The organism is Polaromonas sp. LjRoot131, from assembly GCF_964252805.1.
Classification (GTDB): domain Bacteria; phylum Pseudomonadota; class Gammaproteobacteria; order Burkholderiales; family Burkholderiaceae_C; genus Polaromonas.
This window is the reverse complement of record NZ_CAXUPF020000002.1, coordinates 420,200-445,031: the sequence shown is the minus strand read 5'-3', so window position 1 is coordinate 445,031 and position 24,832 is coordinate 420,200. Positions and strand designations below refer to the sequence as shown.

At 63.7% G+C, this 24,832-nt stretch carries 29 protein-coding genes and 1 riboswitch; of the genes, 16 read left to right on the top strand and 13 right to left on the bottom strand.

Annotation, left to right across the window (positions count from 1 at the left end; all coding sequences use genetic code 11):
* Positions 1-40: 40 nt before the first annotated feature.
* Genes ACSQ27_RS12615 through ACSQ27_RS12600 form a run of 4 tightly spaced genes read right to left on the bottom strand, consistent with a single transcriptional unit; the run spans position 41 to position 2,637 of the window.
* Positions 41-310, bottom strand: coding sequence for an HPr family phosphocarrier protein (locus ACSQ27_RS12615; RefSeq protein WP_436155840.1), 270 nt, complete (start codon positions 308-310; stop codon positions 41-43).
* Complete coding sequence (locus tag ACSQ27_RS12610) at positions 279-722, bottom strand: PTS sugar transporter subunit IIA (RefSeq protein ID WP_436155839.1); 444 nt, start codon at positions 720-722, stop codon at positions 279-281. The genes ACSQ27_RS12615 and ACSQ27_RS12610 overlap by 32 nt, the downstream gene beginning before the upstream one ends.
* Positions 719-2,098: an MFS transporter gene (locus ACSQ27_RS12605; RefSeq protein ID WP_436155838.1), complete on the bottom strand. Its 1,380-nt coding sequence runs from the start codon at positions 2,096-2,098 to the stop codon at positions 719-721. The genes ACSQ27_RS12610 and ACSQ27_RS12605 overlap by 4 nt, the downstream gene beginning before the upstream one ends.
* The gene (locus ACSQ27_RS12600) at positions 2,095-2,637 is read right to left on the bottom strand and encodes a hypothetical protein (protein ID WP_436155837.1); all 543 of its coding nucleotides are present in this window, start codon (positions 2,635-2,637) and stop codon (positions 2,095-2,097) included. Before ACSQ27_RS12600 ends, ACSQ27_RS12605 begins: the two co-directional genes overlap by 4 nt.
* Positions 2,638-2,730: 93 nt before the next feature.
* On the opposite strand from ACSQ27_RS12600, the gene ACSQ27_RS12595 reads away from it, so the two are divergent.
* The 8 genes from ACSQ27_RS12595 (at position 2,731) to cynS (ending at position 9,839) form a co-directional block, all read left to right on the top strand.
* A complete protein-coding gene (locus tag ACSQ27_RS12595) occupies positions 2,731-3,441 on the top strand; it encodes a hypothetical protein (RefSeq protein WP_436155836.1) in 711 nt (236 codons plus the stop codon).
* Between the two features lie 28 nt (positions 3,442-3,469).
* Positions 3,470-4,675: a PAS domain S-box protein gene (locus tag ACSQ27_RS12590; RefSeq protein ID WP_436155835.1), complete on the top strand. Its 1,206-nt coding sequence runs from the start codon at positions 3,470-3,472 to the stop codon at positions 4,673-4,675.
* Complete coding sequence (locus tag ACSQ27_RS12585; protein ID WP_436155834.1) at positions 4,672-5,331, top strand: response regulator; 660 nt, start codon at positions 4,672-4,674, stop codon at positions 5,329-5,331. Before ACSQ27_RS12590 ends, ACSQ27_RS12585 begins: the two co-directional genes overlap by 4 nt.
* A 135-nt stretch (positions 5,332-5,466) precedes the next feature.
* Positions 5,467-5,886, top strand: a complete 420-nt coding sequence (locus ACSQ27_RS12580) for a CBS domain-containing protein (protein WP_436155833.1) — start codon at positions 5,467-5,469, stop codon at positions 5,884-5,886.
* A 309-nt stretch (positions 5,887-6,195) separates the two neighbouring features.
* Entirely contained in the window at positions 6,196-7,599 is a 1,404-nt protein-coding gene (locus tag ACSQ27_RS12575) for a CmpA/NrtA family ABC transporter substrate-binding protein (RefSeq protein ID WP_436155832.1), read from the top strand.
* Between the two features lie 36 nt (positions 7,600-7,635).
* Entirely contained in the window at positions 7,636-8,505 is an 870-nt protein-coding gene (ntrB, locus tag ACSQ27_RS12570) for a nitrate ABC transporter permease (RefSeq protein WP_436155831.1), read from the top strand.
* Between the two features lie 46 nt (positions 8,506-8,551).
* Positions 8,552-9,346 carry an ABC transporter ATP-binding protein gene (locus ACSQ27_RS12565; protein WP_436155830.1) on the top strand — a complete coding sequence of 265 codons (795 nt, stop codon included), beginning with the start codon at positions 8,552-8,554 and terminating at the stop codon, positions 9,344-9,346.
* 49 nt (positions 9,347-9,395) lie between these two features.
* Positions 9,396-9,839 carry a cyanase gene (gene cynS / locus ACSQ27_RS12560; protein WP_436155829.1) on the top strand — a complete coding sequence of 148 codons (444 nt, stop codon included), beginning with the start codon at positions 9,396-9,398 and terminating at the stop codon, positions 9,837-9,839.
* A gap of 51 nt (positions 9,840-9,890) precedes the next feature.
* On the opposite strand, the gene ACSQ27_RS12555 is transcribed toward cynS, so the two are convergent.
* The 6 genes from ACSQ27_RS12555 to ACSQ27_RS12530 form a co-directional block, all read right to left on the bottom strand.
* Complete coding sequence (locus ACSQ27_RS12555) at positions 9,891-10,355, bottom strand: hypothetical protein (RefSeq protein ID WP_436155828.1); 465 nt, start codon at positions 10,353-10,355, stop codon at positions 9,891-9,893.
* 2 nt (positions 10,356-10,357) lie between these two features.
* A complete protein-coding gene (locus ACSQ27_RS12550) occupies positions 10,358-10,741 on the bottom strand; it encodes a DUF1801 domain-containing protein (protein ID WP_436155827.1) in 384 nt (127 codons plus the stop codon).
* A 23-nt stretch (positions 10,742-10,764) separates the two neighbouring features.
* A complete protein-coding gene (locus tag ACSQ27_RS12545; RefSeq protein WP_436155826.1) occupies positions 10,765-11,145 on the bottom strand; it encodes a hypothetical protein in 381 nt (126 codons plus the stop codon).
* Positions 11,146-11,250: 105 nt separating this feature from the next.
* On the bottom strand, positions 11,251-11,547 hold the full coding sequence (locus tag ACSQ27_RS12540) for a hypothetical protein (protein ID WP_436155825.1): 297 nt from the start codon (positions 11,545-11,547) through the stop codon (positions 11,251-11,253).
* A gap of 102 nt (positions 11,548-11,649) precedes the next feature.
* The gene (locus tag ACSQ27_RS12535) at positions 11,650-12,069 is read right to left on the bottom strand and encodes a hypothetical protein (RefSeq protein WP_436155824.1); all 420 of its coding nucleotides are present in this window, start codon (positions 12,067-12,069) and stop codon (positions 11,650-11,652) included.
* A 43-nt stretch (positions 12,070-12,112) separates the two neighbouring features.
* Positions 12,113-12,613, bottom strand: a complete 501-nt coding sequence (locus ACSQ27_RS12530) for a hypothetical protein (protein WP_436155823.1) — start codon at positions 12,611-12,613, stop codon at positions 12,113-12,115.
* A 159-nt stretch (positions 12,614-12,772) separates the two neighbouring features.
* Between ACSQ27_RS12530 and ACSQ27_RS12525 the strand changes: the two genes are divergently transcribed.
* The 7 genes from ACSQ27_RS12525 (at position 12,773) to ACSQ27_RS12495 (ending at position 18,365) form a co-directional block, all read left to right on the top strand.
* The gene (locus tag ACSQ27_RS12525; protein WP_436155822.1) at positions 12,773-14,005 is read left to right on the top strand and encodes a CaiB/BaiF CoA transferase family protein; all 1,233 of its coding nucleotides are present in this window, start codon (positions 12,773-12,775) and stop codon (positions 14,003-14,005) included.
* Between the two features lie 56 nt (positions 14,006-14,061).
* Positions 14,062-14,796 carry an alpha/beta fold hydrolase gene (locus ACSQ27_RS12520; protein WP_436155821.1) on the top strand — a complete coding sequence of 245 codons (735 nt, stop codon included), beginning with the start codon at positions 14,062-14,064 and terminating at the stop codon, positions 14,794-14,796.
* Positions 14,793-15,290: a hypothetical protein gene (locus tag ACSQ27_RS12515; RefSeq protein ID WP_436155820.1), complete on the top strand. Its 498-nt coding sequence runs from the start codon at positions 14,793-14,795 to the stop codon at positions 15,288-15,290. The genes ACSQ27_RS12520 and ACSQ27_RS12515 overlap by 4 nt, the downstream gene beginning before the upstream one ends.
* Positions 15,291-15,304: 14 nt before the next feature.
* On the top strand, positions 15,305-15,838 hold the full coding sequence (locus tag ACSQ27_RS12510) for a GrpB family protein (protein ID WP_436155819.1): 534 nt from the start codon (positions 15,305-15,307) through the stop codon (positions 15,836-15,838).
* A 194-nt stretch (positions 15,839-16,032) separates the two neighbouring features.
* Positions 16,033-16,141: riboswitch (glycine riboswitch) on the top strand.
* Positions 16,142-16,242: 101 nt separating this feature from the next.
* Complete coding sequence (locus ACSQ27_RS12505) at positions 16,243-17,562, top strand: D-amino acid dehydrogenase (RefSeq protein WP_436156235.1); 1,320 nt, start codon at positions 16,243-16,245, stop codon at positions 17,560-17,562.
* 69 nt (positions 17,563-17,631) lie between these two features.
* A complete protein-coding gene (locus ACSQ27_RS12500) occupies positions 17,632-17,841 on the top strand; it encodes a DUF1737 domain-containing protein (RefSeq protein ID WP_436155818.1) in 210 nt (69 codons plus the stop codon).
* The gene (locus tag ACSQ27_RS12495; protein ID WP_436155817.1) at positions 17,838-18,365 is read left to right on the top strand and encodes a DinB family protein; all 528 of its coding nucleotides are present in this window, start codon (positions 17,838-17,840) and stop codon (positions 18,363-18,365) included. The genes ACSQ27_RS12500 and ACSQ27_RS12495 overlap by 4 nt, the downstream gene beginning before the upstream one ends.
* A 38-nt stretch (positions 18,366-18,403) precedes the next feature.
* Here the strand turns inward: ACSQ27_RS12495 and ACSQ27_RS12490 are convergent, their stop codons facing one another.
* A complete protein-coding gene (locus ACSQ27_RS12490; RefSeq protein ID WP_436155816.1) occupies positions 18,404-19,003 on the bottom strand; it encodes an OmpW/AlkL family protein in 600 nt (199 codons plus the stop codon).
* A gap of 419 nt (positions 19,004-19,422) precedes the next feature.
* Between ACSQ27_RS12490 and phnD the strand changes: the two genes are divergently transcribed.
* A complete protein-coding gene (gene phnD / locus ACSQ27_RS12485; RefSeq protein ID WP_436155815.1) occupies positions 19,423-20,394 on the top strand; it encodes a phosphate/phosphite/phosphonate ABC transporter substrate-binding protein in 972 nt (323 codons plus the stop codon).
* 294 nt (positions 20,395-20,688) lie between these two features.
* On the opposite strand, the gene ACSQ27_RS12480 is transcribed toward phnD, so the two are convergent.
* Together ACSQ27_RS12480 and ACSQ27_RS12475 are read right to left on the bottom strand one after the other, a co-directional pair.
* Positions 20,689-23,454, bottom strand: a complete 2,766-nt coding sequence (locus ACSQ27_RS12480) for a DUF6493 family protein (RefSeq protein WP_436155814.1) — start codon at positions 23,452-23,454, stop codon at positions 20,689-20,691.
* A 4-nt stretch (positions 23,455-23,458) separates the two neighbouring features.
* Positions 23,459-24,820, bottom strand: a complete 1,362-nt coding sequence (locus tag ACSQ27_RS12475) for an SWIM zinc finger family protein (RefSeq protein ID WP_436155813.1) — start codon at positions 24,818-24,820, stop codon at positions 23,459-23,461.
* Positions 24,821-24,832 lie beyond the last annotated feature (12 nt).

Below are 24,832 nucleotides of genomic sequence, written 5' to 3'. Positions count from 1 at the left end.
CCGGTTCCGCGGCCCCTGCTTGCAAAGAGCGAAAGCGAGGTCATTCACCCTCTCCAAATTTATCGGCGATCAGCGCGAGGATCGCATCCATCGCCGCCTGCTCGTCGTTGCCGTGGGTCTCGACCTCGACGGTGCTGCCCAGGCCGGCGGCCAGCATCATCACGCCCATGATGCTTTTGGCATTCACGCGGCGCTCGCCCTTGCTCATGAAGACTTCGCAGCCGAAACTGCCGGCGAGTTTGGTGAGCTTGGCGGAGGCGCGGGCGTGCAGGCCCAGCTTATTGCTGATGGTCGTGCTGGTCTTGATCATGGTTTCGGCGTACCTGGTTCTGCGGAGCGGTGATGGCCACCTGCATCACGCCCTGTGTGGCCCCGATGAGGGCGCGCGCCACCAGGGCGTCGAGCGACTCGTGCCGGTAGGAGATGGTGCGCAGCAGCATGGGCAGGTTGATGCCGGTGATGAGTTTGGAATGGACGCCGTCGACGAGCTTTTGCGCCACGTTGCAGGGCGTGGCGCCGAACACGTCGGCCAGCACCAGCGCATGCGAGGTGCCCAGCTGCGCCAGCATGATGCGGGCCTGGGCCAGGGTTTCCTCGGGCGGCATGTTGGGCTGGACGTCCAGCGCGGCGACGCCGGGCGCGTTGTCGGGGAACACATGCAGCACGCACTGGCGCAGGGCGGAGGCCAGCGGGGCGTGGGCGATGATAAAAATGCCGTTCATGGGTTTGCGGGTTCCACTGAATTATCGACGCGGACACTGAGGAAATACCCATATGAGGCGATACAACAACACAATAACACCGCCATGGCCGCCTGGAAACTGGCCACCTGCCCCAGGCCCAGGGCCGCGAACACGTCGATCAGCAGGCCTATGCCCCACTGCACGACGAACACGCCGGCAAAAATCATCAGGTTGTAGGCCGACAGCGCCCGGCCGGCCAGCGAAGGCTTGAAGGCCATGCCCACCGCCGGCTGCGCCAGCCCCATGACGCTGCAGCCCATGCAGAACAGCGCCCAGCCCAGCCAGCCCGTGGACGTGCCGGCCGCGATGTTAAAGGCCAGCAGCGCGATGCTGACGGGCACGCCCCAGGTGATCAGCCGGGTCGCCGACCAGCCGTGGCGCGACAGCCAGGGATTGACCATGCCCCAGCTCCAGAAGGTCACCAGCATGCTGGCATTGATATAGAAGAGGCCGGTGGCGGCCTCAAGCGGCGTATAACCCGCGACCTTGACCATCCAGGGGCCGGCCCACAAGGTCTGCACCGCGACCAGCCCGCCGTAGTTGAAGAAGGCCATGGGCGTCATCTTGCGGAAATAGCGGCTGCGCCAGATGGGCGCGTAGCCGGCCTCCGCTTCGGCCGGCGCCGGCGAGGCGATGATCGGCCGCAGCGAAGGGCCGCCCCGAGCAAGGCCAGCCCCCTCGGGGGGCAGCACAGTACGCGAAGCGACAAGCGTGGGGGCCAGGTTCCACTTCGGCACCACCCAGGCGATGGCGGCCATGCACAGCAAAATCATGGCCGCCAGGATCCAGAACAGCGGCCGCCAGCCCGTCACCGGCATGAGCCACTGCACCGGCAGGGTCGAGGCCAGCATGCCCAGCGAACCTGTCATCAGCATCCAGGAATTGGCGCGCAGCACCGTGCCCGGCTCGAACCAGCGGCGGTAGCCCGTGAGCGGCGCCATCAGGCAGGCGCTCACGCCCATGCCCACCAGCACACGCGCGGCCAGCAGCCAGGCAAAGCTGGTCGCCAGCGAAAACGCCAGGCAACCGAGCACGGCCACACTCAAAAAGCTGAGGATCACGCGCTTGGGGCCATGGCGGTCCAGCCAGGTGCCCAGCGGCAGTTGCGTGGCGGCAAATCCCAGGAAGTAGCCGCCCGCCAGCAGCCCCAGGTCGCGCGCATGCAGTGAAAAATCCTGCGTCAGCACGGGAGACAAGGTCGCCGTGATGGCCCGCACCAGCGCCGAGCAGAAATAAGCCGCGGCAAAGGCCAGGAACACAATCGCGCCGGTCCAGGCATCCAGCCGGCCGGGCTCCAGGGCCGCGGCGGATGGGGCGGGCAAGGGACCGGGCATGGAGGGGTCTGCGGTTGTCATTCGAATTTAAGGCTGGAGAAAAAGGTCTCGGCGACCTCAGGCGCGATGCTGTCCGCATACAGCACCACCTGGAAGACCTGCGAACCCTGGGCAAAGTAAGCGGCCTGCCCGCTCACCGCCGTGCCGTCGGCGCGCCGGCCCTGGGCCTTGACCAGGATGGCGGCCGCGCCGGGCATGGTGAGCGGCGAGACCTGCGCGGGCCCGGCCTTCATATTCGCCAGCGTGAGGTTTTGCCACTGCGCGAGCACCGGCGCGGCCTGGCTCGCATCGCCCAGCTGCGCCACCGCCACGGCAAAGGTGGCGCCGCCCGCATCGCAGCCCAGCATGGACAGCGGCGTCGCCGGCCCGCCCAGGGGCACGGTTTTTTGCGCCTTGTCGGGCTTGCAGGGCAGCAGCAGCGCCAGGCGCGTGCCCTCGGGCCGCACTTCGCGCCAGTTCAGGGTGGGGCTGCAGGCCGTCAGCAGGGCCATCGTCGTCAGGAAAAGAGCGGCAACCAGCCGCAGCAAGGGGCGCGCGGCACCCCCAAAAATCATAAGCATGCCTTGGACTTTACAGGGATTCCCGCCTGGAGGCGGCATTCTGCACCGCTTTGGCGCGCAAAAAGCATCCGGCCTTGCACCAAGCTGGGCACCTTGTTTGCTCATGCCTGGCATATGCCCAGAACCCGTATCGAAGAAATTCAGGGCTTCGCACGCCATGATGCGAGCCGACCATCACGGCCGTCCGAACAGAGCCCCGGCTTGGTAAGCTTGGTCATGGTCTATTTCAAAACACACGCATTCATGGCGGCCATGCTGCTATGCGCTGCAAGCCCCGTCTGGGCTTTGGAGCTGCAGAACCAGAACTTCAGCGACGATGAAATTTTCTCGGCGGTGGTGAACCGGTTCAAGAAACCGCTTCAACACCGGTTCAACCCTGCCGCTGAGGGCGAGCGAAAACCCTTGCTGGTGCTGGGCCCCGCGCTGAAATTCGGCAAAAAAGTTCAATCCCAGACATTTACCCACCTGACGCAGCAGGAGCTGGTTGAGCAGCAAGAGGCGGTTTTTATCTTGATAGAAAAATCAGGGCGGGATGCCGAGCGGAACACACTCTATGTGGAGTACGACATACCGAGCAATGCGTCTTATGGCGTGCTGAAGGTTTACCCCAAAGATGGGGTGCTGGTGGCTGAATCCCATGACAGCTACCGATCATCCTCGGGTGCCAGAGCCACGTATGGCAAGTTGTACAAAGGTGTGGCTTGCCGGGACAACACCGAAATGGCCTATCGCTGGAATTACTACGGACGCAATGGCGCCAGCGGGCGTTGCCCTGAAAAGACGTTTACTGAATTTACGGACTAGCCAGGTCCTTCATTCACCGAACAACGCCATGCCAGCAACCGCACCCGCACACCTTCCCGGCGCCAACCAGCCGGTCTGGCGCGACCGGCTGTCGCAGCTGCTCGAATCCACCGGCGAAGGCATTTTCGGCATCGACATGGACGGCTGCTGCACCTTCATCAACCGGGCCGGCGCCGAGCAGCTGGGTTATGAAGCGGAGCAGGTGCTGGGCCGCAACATGCACGAACTCGCGCACCACTCGCATGCCGGTGGCGCGCATTACCCCGAGCAGCTGTGCCCCATCTTCAATGCCTTCCGCAAGGCCCTGCCCTGCCGCATCGACACCGAGCTGTTCTGGCGCCAGGACGGGAGCGCCTTCGCGGTCGAATATTCCTCTTACCCCATCGTCGAAGGCGGCGTGGTGCAGGGCGCGGTGGTGACCTTTGTCGACATCTCGGCGCGGCGCCAGGCCGAGGACGCGCTGCGCCAGGCGCATGCGGTGCTGGAGCAGCGCGTCAGCGAACGCACGCACGCCCTCTCGGAGGCGTTGCAGCACCTGCGCGAACTCACGGCCTACACCCACAGCGTGCGCGAGGATGAGCGCACGCGCATAGCGCGCGAGGTGCACGACGAACTCGGCAGCCTGCTGGTGGCCCTCAAGATGGACGTGGGCTGGCTGGACAAGCGCCTGGGCGAGCAGCAGCAACGCGAACCCGAAGCGGCCCAGGCCATGCGCGACACCATGCGCCACAAATGCCAGAACATGGGCCGGCTGATCGAAAGCGCCGTCGACAACGTGGGCCGCATCATCACCGACCTGCGCCCCAGCATCCTGGACCACCAGGGCTTGTGGGCCGCGCTCGACTGGCAGGCGCACGAGTTCGTGCAGTCGGCCGAGCTGGCGCTGGACTGGCAAATGGACGTGGCCGGCGCCGCACCCCTGCCCGAGCCGGGGTCCATTGCCATCTTTCGCATCTTCCAGGAAATGCTCAGCAACGTCGGCCGGCATGCCGCCGCCAGCGAAGTCGCCATCCGCATCCACGCCGATGCGGCCGGCATCAGCATCGCGGTACAGGACAACGGCCGCGGCGCCGAAGCCGCCGCCTTTGAAGCCGCCGATGCCTATGGCGTGATGGGCATGCGCGAACGCGCGCGCCACCTGGGTGGCAGCCTGGAGATCAGCAGCGAACCCGGCCGCGGCTCCACTTTCCACCTGCGCATCGCGCTGCCGGACGCGGGCGCCACCCCACCATGAACCTGCTCAAAATCCTGATCGGCGACGATCACCGCATCGTGCGCGAGGGCCTGAAGCAGGTGCTGGCCGACGCGCCCGAGATCGAGGTCGTGGCCGAGGCCGAAACCGGCCCCGACGTGCTGCTGCGCGTCGAAGCCCTGGGCGGCGACACGGGCCTGGACGCGGTGCTGCTGGACATCGCCCTGCCCGACCGCGACGGCCTGGACGTGCTGCAGGCCCTCAAGAAACAATGGCCGCGCCTGCCGGTGCTGATGCTCAGCACCTACCCTGAAAAACAATACGCCGTGCGCTGCATCAAGCTGGGCGCGGCCGGCTACCTGAACAAAAGCGCGAATCCCGACGACATGATCGCGGCGGTGCGCAAGGTGGCGGCCGGCGGCCTCTACGTTTCAGCCGCCACGGCCGAAGCGCTGGCCAGCGCGGTCGGCGGCAGCGGTGGGCGCAGCGGCGCTGAAGCCCTGTCGCACCGCGAACACCAGGTGTTCCGCCTGCTCACCGCCGGCAAGTCCGTCGGCGAGATCGGCACGCAGCTGGGCCTGGCGTCCAACACCGTCAGCACCTACCGGCTGCGCATCCTCGAAAAAACCGGCGCCAAAAACGACGTGGAGCTGGCGCTGTACGCCGAGCGTCACGGCAAGGCGCCGTCCGGCGCCTGAGGGCGGAACTTCGCACGGCCTTGTCCTACGGCCGCTTGGGCGCCCGTTGACTCACATAACACGCGCGCCCAGGTCATGCTGGCTGCAGACGGCGATGTCTCGCCCAAGCCCCAAACCCATCCAAGGAAGATTTTTATGACCACCGTGAACGACGTGATGACCCGCAATGTGCGCACCCTGGCCCCCGGCGCTACCGTGGCCGACGCCGCCAAAGCCATGCGCGAACTCAATGTGGGCGTGATCCCCGTGTGCGAGGGCGACAAGCTGCTCGGCGTGGTGACCGACCGCGACATCGTGCTTCGCGCCGTGGCAGAGGGACTGGACGGCGGCACGCCGCTGTCCACCGTGATGAGCAGCGACGTGCGAACCGCGCGCGAGACCGACGACCTCGACACCGTGCTCGCCGACATGGCGTCCCGCCAGATCCGCCGCCTGCCGGTGCTGGACGCGTCGCAGCGCCTGGCCGGCATCATTTCCATCGGCGACATCGCCGTCAAGGGCCAGGATGAAGAGGATGTGGGCCAGTCGCTGGCCGACATCTCCTCGCCGGCCTGAGCGCCGCGGCGGGGCCAAGGGCCGGGTACGGCCCGCAGCCTGCGCGAATTTGGTGCGGCGATGAAATCCCCGCGCCGCCGTGAGCCCGCGCGACGCCGCTGAAGGGTTCAGAAAAGCCCTCCAACGCCCGCGCCTGGGCACGCAAAGACGGCATGGCGCCTCCGCCGTGCCGTTTTTGTAGTGGGTGCCCTACACACTGTCATCGCACCCACGGCGAAATGCGGCGCATGCCGCCATTTCGCCGCCATCGACCCCAAAGTGGCCCGCTGCTTGCAAGACAGCCGCATCTTCCAACGAAAGGTGCGCGCCATGTCTGAATTCTTTTCTCCCTACGACGCCGACCAGCCCCTGATGCTCAAGTGCAGCTGCGGCAAGGACCACAGCGCGGCCGACCACCATGCCGCCGTGGCCGCCGATGCCGCCGCCGTCGAGTTGCGCAAGCGCAGCCTGACAAGCGAGTTCGAAGCCTATTCCAACGAATTCATTGAAGCGACGCTGGTCAAGGCGCTATTCCCGCAGGACGAGGTGCGCCGCCGCTTCCTGCGCGCCGTCGGCAAGGGCACGGCCATGGCCGCCATCGCCAGCGTGCTGCCCGTGGCCAGCATGCAGGCCATGGCCCAGGAAAAAGGCAAGCTCGAAAAAACCAACCTGAAGATCGGCTTCATCCCCATCACCTGCGCGACGCCGCTCATCATGGCCCACCCCCTTGGCTTCTACAAACAGCAGGGCCTGGAGGTGGAAGTCACCAAGACCGCCGGCTGGGCGCTGATACGCGACAAGATGATCAACAAGGAATACGACGCCACGCATTTCCTGTCGCCCATGCCGCTGGCGATTTCCATGGGCCTGGGCTCCACCGCCACGCCCATGAACGTGGCCACCATCCAGAACATCAACGGCCAGGCCATCACGCTGGCGCTCAAGCACAAAAACAACCGCGACCCGAAGAACTGGAAAGGCTTCAAGTTCGCCATCCCCTTCGAGTACTCGATGCACAACTTCCTGTTGCGCTACTACCTGGCCGAGGCCGGCCTGAACCCCGACACCGACGTGCAACTGCGCGTGGTGCCGCCGCCCGAGATGGTGGCCAACCTGCGCGCCGGCAACATCGACGGCTTCCTGGGCCCCGATCCCTTCAACCAGCGCGCGGTTTACGAAGAGATCGGCTTCATCCACCTGCTGACCAAGGACATCTGGAACGGCCACCCCTGCTGCGCCTTCGGCACCTCCACCGAATTCATCCAGAAGAACCCCAACACCTTTGCCGCGCTCTACCGCGCGGTGCTGACGGCGGCCGCCATGGCGCGCGACCCGAAGAACCGCGAGCTGATCGCCAAGGTCATCGCACCGCAGGCCTACCTGAACCAGCCCGAGGCGGTGCTGCAACAGGTGCTGACTGGCAAGTTCGCCGACGGCCTGGGCAACATCAAAACCGTGCCCGACCGCGCCGACTTCGACCCCATGCCCTGGCAGTCCATGGCGGTGTGGATGCTCACGCAGATGAAACGCTGGGGCTACGTCAAGGGCGAGGTCAATTACAAGCAGATCGCCGAGAAGGTTTTCCTGATCACCGACGCGAAGAAGTACATGAAGGAACTGGGCCAGAAGGTGCCGGAGGGGAGCTATCCCAAGTTCACCATCATGGGCAAGGAGTTTGATGCGGCCAAGGCGGACCAGTACGCAAAGGGTTTTGCCATCAACAAGATGTCCTGACATGGGCGCACCGTCTTTCCCCACTGACCCTTCGCCATGAATATCCTCAAAACCCTGGGCTTTCGCGCCGGCATTGTCTCGGCCTTGCTGCTGGTGGTCTTTGTCGCCGTCTGGTACGCCGCCACGGCCTCGTCGGCCGGCACGGGCGCCGGCAGCGCGGGCATGACGGCCGAGCAGGTCGAGTACCAGAAGATGATGGGCAAGGACCCGGGCGCGGCCAAGGCCTCGGGCTTTCCCACGCCCATGCAGATGGGCGAGACCTTCGTCAGGCAGCTGCGCGACCCGTTTTACGACCGCGGGCCCAACGACAAGGGCATCGCCATCCAGCTGGCGCATTCGCTGGGCCGTGTGGGCCTGGGATTTCTGCTGGCCAGCCTGGTGGCGATCCCGCTGGGTTTTGTGATCGGCATGTCGCCCCTGCTGCGCCGCGCATTTGACCCGTTCATCCAGGTGCTCAAGCCCATCTCGCCATTGGCCTGGATGCCGCTGGCGCTTTACACCATCAAGGACTCGTCGATCTCGGGGATCTTTGTGATCTTTATCTGCTCGGTCTGGCCCATGCTGATCAACACGGCCTTCGGTGTGGCCTCGGTCAAGCGCGAATGGCTCAACGTGGCCAGCACGCTGGAAGTCAGCCCCCTGCGCAAGGCCTTCCAGGTCATCCTGCCGGCGGCCGCGCCCACCATCCTGACCGGCATGCGCATCTCCATGGGCATCGCCTGGCTGGTCATCGTGGCGGCCGAGATGCTGGTGGGCGGCACCGGCATTGGCTACTTCGTCTGGAACGAGTGGAACAACCTCTCGCTCACCAACGTGATCTTCGCCATCCTGGTCATAGGCATCGTCGGCATGCTGCTGGACCTGGCGTTTGCGCAACTCCAAAAGGTAGTGACCTATGTGGAGTGAAACCGCCACCCGCGTCCAGACAAGCAGCCCGCCAAAGAAAGAATATATGCAGGGATTTCTGAAAATCGAAGGGCTCAGCAAGACCTTCACGCCCGGCAGGCCGGTGTTTGCCGATGTGTCCTTCAGCATCAGCAAGGGTGAGTTTGTCTGCATCATCGGCCACTCGGGCTGCGGCAAGACCACCATCCTCAATGTGCTGGCCGGCCTGGACAGCGCGAGCGCCGGCCACGTCTTTATGGACAACCGCGAGATAGGCGGCCCCAGCCTGGAGCGCGGCGTCGTCTTCCAGAGCCACGCCCTCATGCCCTGGCTCACGGTGCGCAAAAACATCGCCTTCGCCGTGGTCTCGCGCTGGCCCGACTGGACGACCGCACAGGTCAACGCCCACGTCGAGAAATTCGTCGCCATGGTCGGCCTCTCGGCCGCCATCGACAAAAAGCCGTCGCAGCTTTCGGGCGGCATGAAACAGCGCGTGGGCATCGCCCGCGCCTTCGCGATACAGCCCAAGATGTTGCTGTTAGACGAACCCTTCGGCGCCCTCGACGCGCTGACACGCGGCACCATCCAGGACGAACTGATGGCCATCGTGCACGAGACGCAGCAGACGGTCTTCATGATCACCCACGACGTCGACGAAGCCATCCTGCTGGCTGACCGCATCCTCTTGATGAGCAACGGCACAGACAACGAAGGTGTCTACGCGCCCGGCCGCATCGCCGAGGAAGTCGTCAACCCCCTGCCCCGCGAACGCACCCGCGCCGGCCTGCATCACCTGCCCGGTTATTACGAGCTGCGCAACCACATCGTCGATTTCCTGGTCACGCGCGCCAAGGCGCATTGACCACTTCATTTCTTTTTTCAACCACCTCAAACACAGGAGCCAAGAAACCATGAACCGCAACGACATCACCGAAAAAATCATCACCGTCAAAGTCAGCAAAGGCATCACCTGGGAATCCGTCGCCAAGAAAGTCGGCCTCAGCAAGGAATGGACAACCGCCGGCTGCCTGGGCCAGATGACCTTTGACGCAAAGCAGGCCAAAGTAATCGGCAAGATTTTTGGCCTCACGGCCGAAGAGCAGAAATGGCTGCAGGTTGTGCCTTACAAAGGCTCTTTGCCCACGCCCGTGCCGACTGACCCGCTGATTTACCGCTGGCATGAAATCGTCGGCGTCTACGGCACGACCATCAAAGAGCTGATCCACGAAGAATTCGGCGACGGCATCATGAGCGCGATCGACTTTTCAATGGACATCGTGCGCCAGCCGGATCCCAAGGGGGATCGAGTCAATGTGGTGTTGTCGGGGAAGTTTTTGCCTTACAAGACTTATTGACGCGATTGGCGAGAGCCGAGGGTCGCGGATGGGTTCGCGCCGATTGAAATGCTAGGACAGTGCGAAGTCATTCGAAACCCTGCGAAACAGGAACCGGCGGTTTCCGTTCGCCTGAACGCATGCGAATCCCTTGGGATGCAGATCCACCAGCTTGCAGGTGAAAAAAAGCGACTCTCGGGTACCCAGCTTCCTGCCATCGATCTCGTTGGTCTGAAGCTTGAGCAGCCCCTCAGTGACATACCAGGGCCCCGAGCTCTTCTCTTCCTTGGCTTCTCCCGTGATGAGCTCCCGGGCCGAAAAAGTGCCCGAAGCATCGAGTGTCACCACCATTTTGATCTCGCGCTCGCTGGAATCTTTGGTTTCGTTGTACCAACTCCCGACGAGAGTCTCTTTTGCCTTCGCATCTTCCGGCGAATCGAGGCCCTCACAGCCCACGATCACAGCCGAAACCAGGAGTAGTACAGCGACACACTTCATTTTGTATAGATTCATTTCCGGCCCCTCCCACTCGGGCATGGCTAAAGCTTCGTCGGATCGCCAAGCGCCTTGTTCAGCCGCACCGCTTCTTTGGCGAGGCGGCGCGACAAGGCCGCGTTGACTTCATCCCCCTCGTGAAATTCCCTCGTCGCCATTTCGTACTTGCCACCAGATTTTAGAAGCTGATCCATTTTGCAAAGGCGTTGCCCTCGCCAGAAGCCGAACAGCACACGGCTTTCTTCGGCGCGAATAAGCAGCACAGGGCCATTCGACAGATAGACCAGGTGGCCCCACTTGATGACTTCGTCCAGCGCGGTGCCGGTCAGGACGGCCGCCCGCACCTGCTCAATCGTGGCACGCTGCCAGCCGGAGAGGGCGACGACGTAAGCCTCAGGGCTGGCGGCGGGAACGCCTTTCTTCATCATGGCAACTCTTCTCGATTGAGGGGTTAGGCCTCTGCATCCAAGACGCCTGCTATGGGTGGCCCTACCCGAGGCGCCCTGTCCTTGCCGGTTTCTATTGCATTGAGGACTTGTTGCAGTGTCATTTCCAGATCGTCTTGATTGCACAAGTACTCTCCAATGCTCCCGTAGCTGGAGTACCTGGAGCGGTTGAAACCGTCTTCAATGTCGTTGTACCAAACAACCATGTTTCCGATGACTGCAACAACCCAAAAGCCATTGCCCGCCCTTCCATAGGACGCTTCTGACCACTTCGCAGGTTCAATTCGAATGACCTCCCATAGCCTTGCCTGCGTAATATCCATCCGACGCTCTGCGGCGTTGATTAAATTCCACAGAGACGCCTCCGAGACCGGTTCCCAGTCCATAAATGTGCTTTCCTCGCTGAGGTTTCCCTGCGCAACAGTTTTGAGTCCGGTTGAACGCCGTTAGGCGGGTAGATTTGGTCGACGCGTGAGCATGAACCAAGATCGCTATAGCCGCAACAGTTGTTGAATGAAATCGACGGATGAAAGAATCGTCATAAAAATGAGAAAAGGAGTGACGACCATAAACAGCGCAAGTCGTATGAGGGAAACTGGCCAAAACTCCAAGAATTTTGTGGCTTTCCCTTGCCGAGAGATAAAGAGCTGATGAACCCACACAAAGGTGAGCAGTGCCGTCGTTGCTGCAGCCTGCAGTGTTCCAGTCATCTCCTGAGCGGTGTTTGACAGGAAGAACACAGCGCCCAAGGATGCGAGCGCGGGCGTAAAGCAAATCAGAGAGATCATCCAAAAGTGCCTGGCTATCCAAATAGCCCATCGCTGAAACGTCGGAGGTGTGCGCATCTTCTAAGACTACTGTTTGACTTAAGCGGAACGAAAAATTAGGAGTCACGGCAACGGAGAAAAATATTCGCGAAACTCCCATCTGCCCACGTGCGTGTAGATCCGGCCACTTTCGCAAAACCATTGCTGATGCTGCTCGACTCCCAACGTATAGCTTCGCAAAGTGACCCGGTTCGTTCCGCGCTCCATGACGTCGAACTTCTCGAAGGAGATATCCGCGCGAGTCTGCTCCCCTTCAAGGTACCAACCGCCATAGCCAGGCCCAAAGACCAGGACCAAGCTCCCGAAGAACTTGTTCTCGAAGAGTGCCCTGGCCTTCTCGGTGACCTCGGGATGCTTTCGCAAGTCTTCAAGTGTCAATGCTTCGTCGGACTTCCACCGTCCAACAAAACATTCTGGAATGCCAGCCGAGAAAGCACGGATGGGTATCAAAATCAGAGCGGTGATGACAAAGAAATTCTTCACGACGCCTCTTGTCCCCGCTTCGTCGGCTAAAACCCGTCGGCCGTCAGAATTCACCGCCGGCCATGGCGATGACAAACGCCACGACAAAAACGATTGCAAATAAGGCAATCAGGCCCCCGACCGCCGCCAGCAAAGGCTTGGACCAGCCACGCCGCGGATAAGCCTTTCCGAATTTCCCCAGGACAAATGCCTGCTGCGACTTGCCCATGGCGTAGTACCAGGTGATCAGCAGCGCAAAGGCGCACGCCCGTCCAATGGCGTCCATGCCTTTGGATTCCGGCAATAACAATGGAACGATGATAAGAAGCAGGACAAAGATAAGGCTTCCAATCACCCAGTTCTTCGAGCTTGCGGCTTTTTCCGGCTGCCCGAGGGCCTCCCAGTTGCGCATGTGAAGGTAAGCCCCAAAGATAGGGGTAAAGAGCAGGCTCCAGCTGGCGGCGGCATTGGGGTTCCAGAGTGCAGGCGCATGCTCGCCGGTCACCAGCTCGTCGATATCGGCGACTTGCGCCTGGGGTGGGGCATAAGGGTTTTGTTCAGGCATAAGGATGATTGTGGTGAAGGTTTTGCCTCGGCGCTTTCGCCGGATCACAAACATCTTGCGGGCGTTTGTGAAGCCGAGCCTGGGATATTAGGCTATGGTCCCGGGCATCGCCTCCTTCAATCAGAGGAAGTTACCCAGCGCTGGAGGCAAAATGTCCCCATGAACTCCTTAGACGGCATCCGCATCCTCGACCTCTCCCGCGTGCTCGCGGGTCCCTGGTGCACCCAGACTTTGGCCGACCTGGGCGCCGACGTGATCAAGATTGAACGCCCGGGCACGGGCGATGACACCCGGACCTGGGGCCCGCCGTTTTTGAAAGACGCGCAGGGCACCGACACCGAGGCGGCTTATTACCTGGGCACCAATCGCAACAAGCGCTCGGTGACCTGCGACATTGCGCAGCCCGCCGGCCAGGCGCTGGTGCGGGAGCTGGCGGCGCACTGCGACGTGTTTGTCGAGAACTTTAAGGTCGGCGACATGGCGCGTTATGGGCTGGACTATGCCTCGCTCAAGGCCATCAACCCGCGCCTGGTGTACTGCTCTGTCACGGGCTTCGGGCAGACCGGGCCTTATGCGGACCGCGCGGGTTATGACTACGCGATCCAGGGCATGGGCGGGCTGATGAGTGTGACGGGCGAGCGCGACGACCTGGGCGGCGGGCCGCAAAAAGTGGGTGTGGCGGTGGCGGATTTGATGACGGGCATGTATGCGACGGTGGCGATTTTGGCTGCGCTGCGTCATGCCGAAAAAACCGGCGAGGGCCAGCAGGTGGACATGGCGCTGCTGGACACGCAGGTGGCCATGCTGGCCAACCTGGGCGCCAACTATTTGGTGAGCGGCAAGGCGCCGGGACGTGCCGGCAATGCGCACCAGAACATCGTGCCCTACCAGGTGTTTGAGGTTGCGCCGGCGGCCGATGGCAGCAAAGACCATTTGATTTTGGCGGTGGGCAACGACTCGCAGTATGCGAAGTTCTGCGCGGTGGCCAAAATTCCGGAGTTGGCGACCAACCCGCTGTTTGCCACCAACCGCAACCGCGTGCAGAACCGCGGCCAGCTGGTGCCGATGCTGGAAGCGGTGATGAAAACGCGCGGCAAGGCCGACTGGCTGGCGGCGCTGGAGGCGGCGAAAGTGCCTTGCGGCGCGATCAACAGCCTGGCGGAGGTGTTTGCCGACCCGCAGATTGAGGCACGCGGCATGGTGACCGAGTGGCGGCACCCGGTGAAGGACGACTTGAAGCTGGTCTCCAGCCCGATGCGCTTGAGCGCGACGCCGGTGCGCACCGATTTGCCGCCGCCGCTGCTGGGCCAGCACACGGATGAGGTGCTGCGCGAACTGATGAACTATTCCGACGCGAAGCTGTCGGAGTTAAAGGGCGGCAAAACGATTTGACGCGGCTGGCCCGCACAAAGACCTGATGCAAATACCTGATTCAAAGAGGTGACGCGATGAAACACAATTTTGTTCTGGTGCATGGCGCCTGGCATGGCGGCTGGTGCTGGCGGCGTGTGGCGCAGGTGCTGCAGCTGGACCACCACAAGGCTTTTGCCGTCACACTGACGGGCCTGGGCGAGCGTGCCCACCTGCTCTCGCCGGCCATCAACCTCGATACCCACATCAACGACGTGATCAACCTGATCGAGGCGGAAGAGCTGCACGAGGTGACGCTGGCCGTGCATTCCTACGCGGGCATGATAGGCACGGCCGTGGCCGACCGCATGGGCGAGCGCCTGAAGCACCTGGTGTATGTGGATGCCGTGGTGCCGCAGCCGGGCGAAAGCTGGAGCAGCACGCACGACGCGGCCACGCAACAAAAGCGTATGGCGGGTGCGCAGGCCACGGCCAATTTCAGCTTTGCGCCGCCCGACCCTGAGGTCTACGGCCTGCAGGGCGCCGACCACGACTGGGTGCAGCGCCGGCAGACGCCGCACCCGGGCAACACCTACCAGGCACCGCTGGATTTTGACGTGAAGCGTGTGGCGGCCGTGCCGCGCACTTTTGTGAACTGCACAGCACCGGCGCTGGCGACCATCACCCCCAGCCGGCTGCGCGCGCGCGACCCTGCCTTCTGGGGCGGCGCCTGGCTGCCGAATTCGCGGGTGGTGGACCTGGCCACCGGCCACGACCCCATGGTGACCGAGCCGGCGGCGCTGGCGCATATCCTGCTGGAGTGCGCTGAATGAAGGCGGTGGGCCGACGCGGCTTTACGGCCGCGCTGGCGGGCAGCCTGGCGCTGCCCGCACTGGCATGGCAGGCGCGGATACCGGTCAAAGTCGCCACCCTGCCTGTGCCGGCTTCACTGCCTCAAGCAGCCCGGTTGGCCGAGAAACAAGGCGGGCCGCTGGTGCTGCTGGTCAGCCTGCCCGGTTGCCCTTATTGCGAACTGGTGCGGCGCAACTACCTTCTGCCCGCGCGCAATGAATCCGGCCTCGAGGCCTGGCAGCTCAATATCAACGACAACAGCACGCCGCTGACCGGCTTCGACGGCAAGACCACCACGGCGGCGGCATGGACCAAAACCTGGAAGGTGAGCTTCACGCCGACGGTGCTGTTCCTGGGCCCCGAGGGCCAGAAGCTGGCCGAGCCCCTGGTGGGCGTGGCAGTCCCGGATTTTTACGGCGCCTACCTCGAGGAGCGGCTGGAGATGGCGCGCACGGCGCTTTTCGCGCTGCGTTAGGAGCTGCTGACGCCATGACGGAACAGGAGTCGCTGCAGGCCGCCATTCACGAGGAAGTGGCGCTGCGGGCTTACGACCCGCGCTGGCCCGGCCTGTTCGAGGCCGAGCGTGAACGGCTGCTGGCGCTGTTTCCCGATGATTTCATCGCCGTCGAACACATCGGCAGCACGGCCGTGCCGGGGCTGGCGGCCAAGCCGGTGATCGACATCCTGGCCGGTGTGGCCTCGATGGCGGCGGCCAGGGCGCTGGTGGCGCCGCTGTGCGCGCAGGGCTATACGGCATCGGCCGAATTTAACGCCTCGCTGGTGGACCGCCAATGGTTGATGCGCTGGGCCGGCGGGCATCGCACGCACCACCTGCACCTGGTGGTGCATGGCGGCGAGGTGTGGGTACAGCGCCTGCGTTTTTGTGATGCGCTGCGCGCGGATGCTGCGTTGGCGGCACGTTATGCGGCGCTCAAGGCGGACCTGGCGGCCCGGTACCCGAACGACCGTGAGGCCTATACCGAGGGCAAGGCCGCGTTTGTGCGCGCTGTGTGTGAAGGCTGAACGCCCATACTGCAGCCTACTATTAAGCCGCTGAATCAGCCCGCTGGACCTGTACTGGACGCCGGATTCGCGTTTCGCAAATGAAGCTTCGATGGTAAATTCAAACCGTTCAAGCAGGAGAGCGCTGCCCCCAAGGGGCGGCCACCGAAGGCGCAAACTTCCATAATCGCTCAGGTCCCGTACTGCCCGGAAACACACAGCCGTCTGGAGAGACGCCGCATGCAAGGTGCGGTGCACCGAAGGAGCAAAGCCGATGCGCGAGCAGCGGCTGAATCTCTCAGGTACCAAGGACAGTGGAAGCGGCCGCAAGCCTGCGATGGCTTGGCGGTTGCCATGATTCTTCTTTGATTCAAGCACCCCCAGGCATTGCGCTTGCGCAACGTCAGTTCTGCTTGAAAAAAGGAATCGCCATGAAAGTCATGGTTTTGGGTGCAGGTGTCACGGGGGTCACGACGGCCTGGTATCTGGCGCAGCGCGGGCACGAGGTCACGGTGATCGAGCGGCGCGGCGCGGCCGCGATGGAAACCAGTTTTGCCAACGGCGGGCAGATTTCCGTCAGCCACGCGGAGCCTTGGGCCAACCCGGGCGCACCACTCAAGGTGCTGCAGTGGCTGGCGCACGAAGACGCGCCGCTGCTGTTCCGGCTGCGCGCCGATGTGAACCAGTGGCTGTGGGGCCTGGAGTTTTTACGCAACTGCACGCCGGCGCGCACCGCGCAAAACATCCGGCAGATCGTGAACCTGGGCATGTACAGCCGCGGTGCGTTGCAAAAACTGCGTGCAGAGCTGGGCCTGCAGTACGACGCGCAGACCCGGGGCATCCTGCACTTCTATACCAGCCAGGCCGAGTACGACGCGGCGCAGGAGCCGGCGCGCATCATGCGCGAGCACGGCTGTGAGCTTGACATGAAAACCGCCGAGGAATGCGTGGCGATTGAACCCGCGCTGGCCCAGTGCCGCGCCAGCATCGCCGGTGGCAGCATGACGCCCAGCGACGAGTCGGGCGACGCCCAGGCCTTCACCGCCGCGCTGGCCGCGCGCTGCGAACAGGCGGGCGTGAAGTTTCTCTACAACACCACCATCCTGGACGTGCAGGCCGCCGGCGGCCGGCTGGACGGCGTGCAGGTGGCCAGGGGCAGCGGCGAAGCGGGCGGGCGCGTGGAGACGCTGAAGGCCGACGCCTATGTGATGTGCCTGGGCGCTTTCAGCGCGCCCTGGGCCAAGCGCCTGGGCCAAAGCCTGCGCATCTACCCGGCCAAGGGTTATTCGGTGACGCTGCCGGTGATCAACGAGGCGGCGTCTTACCAGGTGAGCCTGACCGACGACGAGTACAAGCTGGTGTTCTCGCGCTTCGGCAAGCGCCTGCGCATCGCCGGCACGGCGGAGCTCAACGGCTACAACACGGACTTGAACCTGGTGCGCTGCCAGGCCATCGTGCGCCGCGTGCAGCAGCTGTTCCCGGAGATGACGGACGGCGAAGGCGCGCAGTTCTGGACCGGCCTGCGGCCGGCAACGCCGAGCAACGTGCCTTACATCGGCAAAAGTAAAACCTCCAACCTGTTCCTCAACACGGGCCACGGCACGCTGGGCTGGACGCATGCCTGCGGCTCGGGTGCGGCGATTGCCGACATCGTGAGCGGGCGTGTGCCGGAAGTGGATTTTGCGTTCACCGGTATGCCGGCGCCAGGCCGCGCCATGGCCTTGCCGGGCATGGCCAAGGCCTGAGGGCGGCGCTCATGCAGCGTTTGAACGGACACGGTAATATCGCCCTCCGTTCATTCGCCGCTTGCCGCCATGACATCACCCGCCACCACGCCGCCCGACGGCCTTCCCGCCTATCGCCTCCTCACGGGTCCCGATGACGCGAGTTTCTGCCACCGGGTCAGCGAAGCGCTGGCGCTGGGCTATGCACTCTACGGCTCGCCGGCGGCGACCTTCAATGGCGAGCGGGTGATCGTGGCGCAAGCGCTGCTCTGGCCTTCGGTGCGGAGCGACAAGCCATGAGCGCCCCCTTGAATACCGCCACCCTGCAGGCCATGGCAGATTTCCCGAACCAGCTCGAGCAGTTCTACGCGGCCATTCCCGAAAGCCACAGCCACTGGACGCCGCCGTCATGGGACGGCATCCCGAGCGAGACTTTTTCGGCGCTGGGCCAGGTCTGCCACGTCAGGGACATCGAGATCGACGGCTATCACGTGCGGCTTCAACGCACGCTCACCGAGACAAATCCGGTGCTCGTGTCGCTGGATGGCTACGAGCTCGAGAAGGAGCGCAACTACGCAACAGCCGATGCGCGGGAAGCCCTGGCGGCGTTTCGTGCGGCGCGCCTGAAAACCATGGCGATGTTGTCGGCCGTTACGCCGCAGCAGCTGGACCGCAGGGCGGAATTCGAAGGCTACGGCGCCCTGAGCTTGCGCAGCCTGGTGCATTACCTGTGCAGCCACGACCAGCAGCACCTGGCCGGCCTGCAGTGGCTGCTCGGCAAGATTGACGCGTCCCGCGCGGCAGCCGCTGGGCCCAATTTGTAACGGCGCTTGTCAGGAAAGGCGCCCGACCCCTCGCCTGCTCAGAAGCGCCAGCCAAGCCCCACGCCAAACAGGGTCGGGTCGGCCTTGAACGTGCCGATGTTGACGCCGCCCGCGGACACGTCGGTGCGGATGTAGACCTTCTTGAGGTCGAAGTTCAGGGACAGCTGCTTGCTCAGGGGAATGTCCACGCCGACCTGCAGCGCCGGGCCCCAGCTGCTGCGTTTGATGTCAACGCCGGCCGGCAGGCTGACCGCGCTGAAGCGGGTGTAGTTGATGCCCGCGCCGACATAGGGCTTGAAGGCGCCCGAACCCACCGGGTCGAAGTGGTATTGCGCCGTCAGCGTGGGCGGCAGGTGCTTGAAGCTGCCGATGGCGGTGCCGCGGGACGACAGCGTGTGCTTTTGCGGAACCGTCAGCACCAGTTCGACCGCGACCTTCGGGGTGAAGAAGTAGCTGATGTCGAGCTCGGGCATCCACTTGTTGTTGATGGCCAGCCCGAGGCCGGTGCTGTCGCCGTTGACGCTGTCCAGGCGGACGGCACGGGCACGGACCAGCCAGGGGCTTTCAACGGTTTGGGCAAAAGCGGCGCCCGACAAAAGGCCGCTGAGGGCAGCGGCAACGATGATTTGTTTTTTCATGGATAGGCAGCAGAAGAAGCGGGAACATTCCCGCCATTGATTGGAGCCGAGGGGCCTTTTGGGCGGCTTGATCTGGCGCAAATGCGGTTCACCCGCACATGCCATCAGCGCAAGCCTTGCGATAGGTCAAGCAGCCTGATTTGCAATGACGGCCCGGCAAGATTGACGCGTCCCGCGCCGCGAGCGCCGGGCGGAATTTGTAACACCGGCCATATCAGGAAAGTGGCTTTGCGCGCTACCTTGGTGCGCCATTTTTCGGCAAAAAAACCACGAATCGCCCGGGGTATTCCCGCTTTATGTCCCTTTAGAGCCAGCTGACCTGTAAGTAAAAGTTAACTTGGGCGCACACTGCTTGAACGGCTTCGCGGCCGTGCTTTCCGCAGTTGCGGTTCAAGCAATAACTTTTTGGGATGTACGACATGACGGTTTATTGGCGTAATGCGGCGGTGCTGGCAGGCACGGCCCTGGCTCTGGGTTCCACCGTGGCGCAAACCGAGAACCCGCGTCCGCCTTCCAAGGCCAAAGCCTCTGCCGCTGCGGCGGCGGCGGCGGTCGAAAAATATTCAGGCCCGCGCGAAAAAATGGTGGTGGCCATGCCCAAGACCTACGGCAAGACCGAGACCATGGCCTTGTGGGGCGACTACTTCAGCCACCTGTCGCGCTGCGCCAATGTGGAACTGCAGAACGCCCAAGGCGACTCGCTGGAGCGCACCAGCAACGTGGACATCCTGGGCGAAAAAGAACTGGTCGAAGCCCTTTCGACCGGCAAAGCCCAGATCGGGCAAGTGAACCCCGGCCTGGCCGCGCAGATGGTGACCGCCGGGCAGGCCGCTCCATTCGGCGTGCCGGGCAACAAGGCCACCGGCCAGCGCAACTCCTACAAGCTGATCCTGATCACGCGTATCGACAGCCCCTACAAGGAGCCCAAGGACCTGATCGGCAAAAAGATCGCGCACACCACGCCGACCTCCAATTCGGGCAACCTGGCGCCCCGCGTGCTGTTCCCTGCCCTGGGCCTGACACCGGACAAGGACTACGAGGTGGTTTTTTCGAACGGGCATGAGCGCTCGGTGACGGGCGTGATGCACGGCTTCTTCCCCGCCGCGGCCGTGGCCAGCGACCTGTACCAGCGCATGGTCGTCAAGGGCGACGTCAAGGGCTCGAGCATACGCACGATCTGGGAAAGCCCGCCCTTCATGACGGAAACCTGGACCATGAACAAAGAGGTGTCGCCCGAGCTGCAGGCCAGGGTCAAGAAGTGCTCGTTCAACTACAGCTTCTCGCCCACACTGAAGAAGCAGCTGCCCGGCAACGACACCTTCCTGCCGATCAATTTCGACCGCGACTTCGCAACGGTGATGCAGGTCTACCGCGCCACGCAAAAGAAGTAGAGCCCCCACGCTGCCCCACTGCGTGTGGGTCGCTGCCCCCGAGGGGGCCGCCCGCCTGCGGTCTGGCAAAGCCAGTCCCGCGGCTCATGCTGGGTTGAAGATTCAGGGCGTATGCAGTGGGAATATTTCACCAGCGGGGGCCGAGGGTCCGGCTTCGCCGGCCCCAGGCGCCGCCCCCTGAGGGGGGAACGGGCTACACGTAGTGAGTCCCGGACAGGGGTGGATCTAGTTCACCGTCCCCTTGAGGGGAGAACAAGCTACACGCAGTGAGCTTGGACAGGGGGATCTATCTGTTTAGCTCAGGATTTCTTTTACGGCGAGTTTGCTTTTGCCGCTCAGGCGCATGGCCTGCAGTGCCGTACGCGTGGTGGCCGGCAAAGCCAGGCCTTGCGCCAGCTTAAGTTCCAGTAGCAGCTCCAGCAGGGGCGACAGGTCTTTGCGCGGTGCGCCTGGCTGCACCTCTGCCATGGCGCACAGCAGCGCGAACACGGCGGCGGGCATGGCGGCATGGGCCTGCGCGGCGGCTGTCAGGCTCTTTGCCAGGCGTGGGCCTTTGACCAGCGGCGTAGCCCACAGGCGCGCCAGTGTCTGACCCATGGCCGTCACGTCCAGACGCCCGTCTTGCACGCTGCGCGCCAACGCGTCTACCGCCAGCGCCGTCTGTCCCGGCTCTTTGCCGGCCAGGCCCACAGCCAGCAGCAGGCAAGCCATAGGCGTCATGGGCGTGGTGGGCTCCAGCAGTACGTCCAGGTAGGCACGGTTTTGCCACTCCGCTTCCCACCAATCCACATTGTTGCCCAAGGCACGTGCGCCTTCCGCAAAGAATGGTTCCAGGTTGGCGGGCTGCAGGCTGGCGGCAAAGCGAATGGTCGATGCGTCGAGTTCGGTTTGCCACTGCTCGTGCGTCAGGTGTTTGGCACACAGGGCAATACCGTAGTGGTGCGGCTCTGCCGGCCGCAGCTCGGGCATACAGGTGACATACAGGGTGCGGAATTCGTAGCCGGCTTCGCTGGGCTCACTGCTGCTGACATGCCAGTCCAGTTGCGCGGCGGCGGGGCCGTTGGGCCCCACGCTGCCGAACGCTGCGAGCGTGAGCGCATCGTCCGTGCCGGGCGAACGTGTGCGGGCGGCGGCCACAAACAACGTCTGCTCAGCGGCATCATGCGGCACGGTCACTGTGTCCCCCAGCGCATAGCGCAGCGCTTGCACCACAGGCTGATCCTTCAGCGAACGCGCCTGTTGCAACGCGTCGCGGGCGGCGTCCGAGTCCATGCTGGCGGGCACCAGGCGCATCAGTGCAAACACCGGCTCGGACAGAGGTAAGGCCGTGCCCGCCTGCTGGCAGGCCGCGAGGCGTGCCACCAGCTGCCTGGGGTCTATGAAGCCCCCACGGTGTGTGGGTGCGGAAAGAGGTGTCAGCCCCAGGCCGGCCGCCGCTTGCGCCATCAGGCTGAGCGTGCGCTGGGCAATGAAGCGATGTGTGCCGGCCTTGAGGCCGGCCTCGGCCGCCCCCGCCGAGGCCATTGGCTCTGTGGCAGTGGCTTCGCCGCCCAATGCGCAGGCCATGAGTTGGGCCAGCGCAAAGCCCAGTGGCTTGTTATCCCATTCCAGACGCCTGGCGCGCTTCTTCAAGGCCAGGAACGCAGCCTGGTCTGCTGCGGGTATCGGGGCCAGGCGCACCAACGCTTCAGCCACACGCTCCCACTCGTCCACATCGTCCGGGTTTTCCAACGCGTAGGCCAGGCGCTCGACCAGGTCGGCCACGTGTACCAGGGGTTGCAACGCGCGGCTGGCGTCAAGCGGCGAGAGCCTGGCAGGCGCCGAAGGCAATGAAGGGGCGGATAAACCGGCGCCTGCCGGTGCGCTCATGGTTGTCGTGACAACGGCTCCCGCACTGCCCACCAGCTTGCCCAGGGCGGCCTGGTTGACGGCCGCCACAAACGGCAGGTAGCCACGCGCCACCTCTTGGCCCGCAGCGTCCAGTCCCCAGCTTTGCAAACAAGCGATGGTCTTCTTCTGCACGTCCGGCGCCGTGTGAGCCAGGGCGTGCGCGGCCATGGCGCTGATGCTCGCGGCACGCGCGGGCGTGTTCTTCACCACCTGGCCCAACAGCTCCAGCCCCGACAGCACGCGGCCCTTGATTGCGGAGGTCACCACGGGCTGCATGGCCTCACAAACCTGCGCGTCATCTATATGGCCGTCCTTGTACAAGCGTGCGAGGGCATCCATGGCCAGGCCCACGGTGGGCGCAATGCGGCTATGGCACAGCGCCAGGTAGCGAGGGGCAAAGACGGCCATTTCATCCACGGTGGGGGCGAGGCTCTCGTGGAAGCGCGAGAACCAGCCGGACTTGAACTGCGGCCAGTCGCAGGCCAGGGCGCCCAAGGTTTTATCCAGTAACTGGGTCCGTGTATAGACGCCGCGTTCGCACAGGGTCAGGAAGGTCTGGGTCCAGGTCAACGCCGGGTCATGGCAATATTTTTCAACGGCTGCAAAGCTGCCATCCGATGTGCCCTCGTGGTCAAACAATTGCAGCAGATACGGGGCCAAGCCTGGGTCTGCGTCCACATGCTTGAGGACAATGTTGGACTCGGCCCGCAAGTCACCAAAAAAGAGCGCTTGCACGTACTCATCGGTTTGCGGCCGCTCGATCAACCCGGCGACGATGGCCCGGTGAATATGGCGCCGGTAATGCCAGTTGTGCTCGCCGCGCAGTTGCTTTTCAATGGGCTGGCTTGACGGCGCGGGCTGGTAGCGTTGCCTGAAGGCCGCAATGTCCTGCACGCCGATGTGCATCCAGTAGTCTGCCGGTGGATGCTCGGACGAGCACAGAAAACGGGCCAGGTCAATGGCGCGAAACAAGCGGTTGGCCTGGTGCTTGTCCAAGGCCTTGAGCATGCGCCAGCGCGCGTGCACCAGCCGCTCCACCACCCGCAGGTTGACGGCGCGTTCGGCGGAGTCCATGGCATCGACCAGGTCCATCACGCCGGTGATGTCGCCAGCCAATATGCGAACTTCGAGCGGCGAATCGCAGGCAGGCTGTGGATCAGTTTCTGGCATCGTTCTAGGGGGACTCGGAAGGGTTCAAGTTCAGCGCGGCCTGTGCGGCCAACACGTGTTTGCACGGGCCGCGTTCACCCTGGTGCTTGGCGAACCAGGGGCAGGTGCAACGCATCAGGCCGTCCACTTCTCGCACGCGGTAGCTCACGTCGGCGCTGCGCACAAGAGCTTCCAGTGGTGCGGCGGACACCAGATGCACCGCCCCCTCACGCAGGAGCGCGCGGGCGTCGGCCAAGCGGGGTGACATGTCTTCCAGGAGGCTCAAGTCAAAGGGCAACACGCGGTGGAAGTAGGCGCTGTGCATCAGATCAAATCCCACCAGGCCCGCCACGCCCAGCATCTGCAAAGCGTTGTCTACATCGGGCACTGGCCATTGCAACTGCGCGGCCAGTGCGTCGGCATGCAAGGCGGCTTGCCAGTTGAGTTGCGCGCGCACCGTGGAAAGAGGACGGCGGTCGTCCGCCAGCATGAGCGCATTCAACGCCTGGCCCTCACCCGAGAATCCTCGCCAGACCTCGGCGCTGAGCACCAGCGTCAGCCTCATGCTGCCAAAGTCAAGGCACCAGGCGCTGGCTTGCTGCTGGGCATCGGCATACAGGGTCAGGGTTTTCGCCTTGGGCAACAGGCTTTCCAGTACGCGCAAGCGGGTGCTATCGGTAAAGCGCACACCGGCGCCGTCGCCCTGCGTGGTGGTGCGCAGGCCCTGCGGACCGGCCATCACCCAGAGCGGTGTCTTGCTGGTGGAGGCTCTGGGCAGACTGCGCAAGAACCGCAAGGCAGGGATGGCGTCCACTTCAAACACCTTGCGCATGGCGGCCTGATAGGTCTGCACGGCCACCATGCTGCGCAACCAGCGCAGGGGCAGCTCCACTTTTTTCTCCACCACCGAGGTACCCGCCGTGCGCAGCGCGAACTCGGTGTTGCCGACCGACAGCGCCAGGCTATCGGCATCCCTTACCTTGGCTAGCGCGGCACGCATGGGAGCGTTGAAGTCGATATTGGTCGTTCCCTTGCCGACGACGTCTCCTGCATAGGCCTGCGGCTCCAGGTCCACCCGTATGTAAGTGCTGCAACAGGCCGAGAAACCTTCCAGGCGCAACATGCCGCCGCCGGATGTGACCACGGGATCGGCCAGCGCAATCGCCAGGCCCACGCTGTTCGCCGGCGTGAAAAAGCGTGAGCCCACCAGCAGGTGCACGGCGCTGAGCAACTGCGCGGCCAGTTGGGGCTGGTGCAGCACGCCGTCAAAGAAATGCGGGTGGGGGCTTGTGCCAGGGGACGAGGTGGCCAGCCTGATGTGCGCCCCGCTGGAAAAGTCCAGTGACGAAGGTTCGGCGTAGCGGTAGGTGTGGGCGAAGTGGGCCATAGGATGGAATGA